Annotated in this window: 2 protein-coding genes; both read left to right on the top strand. The window is 64.9% G+C overall.

Translation table 11 applies throughout. The annotated features are described in order from the left end of the window. Positions 1-268: 4a-hydroxytetrahydrobiopterin dehydratase (locus tag BLX41_RS04455; protein ID WP_259740748.1), on the top strand; the 268-nt coding region annotated here is incomplete at its 5' end. Further along, on the top strand, positions 268-1,458 hold the full coding sequence (locus BLX41_RS04450; RefSeq protein WP_123723929.1) for an amino acid aminotransferase: 1,191 nt from the start codon (positions 268-270) through the stop codon (positions 1,456-1,458). The genes BLX41_RS04455 and BLX41_RS04450, both read left to right, overlap by 1 nt. Positions 1,459-1,483: the final 25 nt, after the last annotated feature.

Genomic DNA, 1,483 nt, shown 5'->3' with positions numbered 1-1,483 from the left:
GATCCCCGACTGGAACATCGAAGTTCGCGACGGCGTGATGCAACTGGAAAAAGTCTTCCTGTTCAAGAATTTCAAATTCGCCCTGGCCTTCACCAATGCCATGGGCGAGATCTCCGAGGCCGAAGGCCACCACCCGGGCCTGCTCACCGAATGGGGCAAAGTCACCGTGACCTGGTGGAGCCACTCGATCAAGGGCCTGCACCGCAACGACTTCATCATGGCGGCCCGCACCGACGAAGTGGCCAAGACCGCAGAAGGACGCAAGTAATGCATTTCGATGCCATCGGCCGCGTACCCGGCGATCCGATTCTCGGCCTGATGGAGGCCTACGCCAACGACCCCAACCCGCGCAAGTTCGACCTCGGCGTGGGGGTCTACAAGGACGCCCAGGGCCTGACGCCGATCCCGCAATCGGTGAAGCTGGCAGAGCAGCGCCTGGTAGACCGCCAGATCACCAAGACCTACATCGGCGGCCACGGCGACGCGGCCTTCGGCAAGGTGATCAATGAACTGGTACTGGGCAGCGATTCGACACTCATCGCCGAACAGCGCGCCGGCGCTACCCAGACGCCGGGCGGCACCGGCGCCCTGCGCCTGAGCGCCGACTTCATCGCCCAGTGCCTGCCGGGCCGCGGCGTTTGGCTGAGTAACCCGACCTGGCCGATCCACGAAACCATCTTCGCCGCAGCCGGGGTCAAGGTCAGTCACTACCCCTACGTGGGCAGCGACAACCGCCTGGACGTCGAGGCCATGCTGGACACCCTGAACCGGGTGCCCGAGGGCGACGTGGTGCTGCTGCACGCCTGCTGCCACAACCCCACCGGCTTCGATCTGAGCCAGGCCGACTGGCAACGGGTGCTGGAGGTGGTTCGCAAGCGCAACCTGTTGCCGCTGATCGACTTCGCCTACCAGGGCTTTGGCGACGGCCTGGAGCAGGACGCGTGGTCGGTGCGGTTGTTCGCCGCCGAACTGCCGGAAGTGCTGATCACCAGCTCCTGCTCGAAGAACTTCGGCCTGTATCGCGATCGTACCGGGGCGCTGATCGTCTGCACCCGAGATGCGGAAAAGCTCCTGGACGTGCGCAGTCAACTGGCCCATATCGCCCGTAACCTGTGGTCCACGCCACCGGATCACGGGGCCGCAGTGGTCGCCACCATCCTCGGCGACCCGGAGCTGAAAAGCCTCTGGGCCGACGAAGTGGAAGCCATGCGCCAGCGCATCGCCCAACTGCGCGCCGGCCTGCTGGAAGCCTTGCAGCCCTATGGCCTGGCCGAGCGCTTCGCCCATATCGGCGTGCAACGCGGCATGTTCTCCTACACCGGCCTGAGCCCGTCTCAGGTCAAGGAACTGCGTGAACACCACAGCGTGTACATGGTCAGCTCCGGCCGGGCCAACGTGGCCGGAATCGACGCTTCGCGCCTGAACCTGTTGGCCGAGGCGATCGCTCGGGTCGTCTAAAAACAGAGCGCGTGCTTGCCGGTGC

Source organism: Pseudomonas protegens, from assembly GCF_003732485.1.
Classification (GTDB): Bacteria; Pseudomonadota; Gammaproteobacteria; order Pseudomonadales; family Pseudomonadaceae; genus Aquipseudomonas; species Aquipseudomonas protegens_B.
The sequence above is the reverse complement of the archived record's forward strand: the minus strand, read 5'-3'. Positions and strand labels throughout refer to the sequence as shown.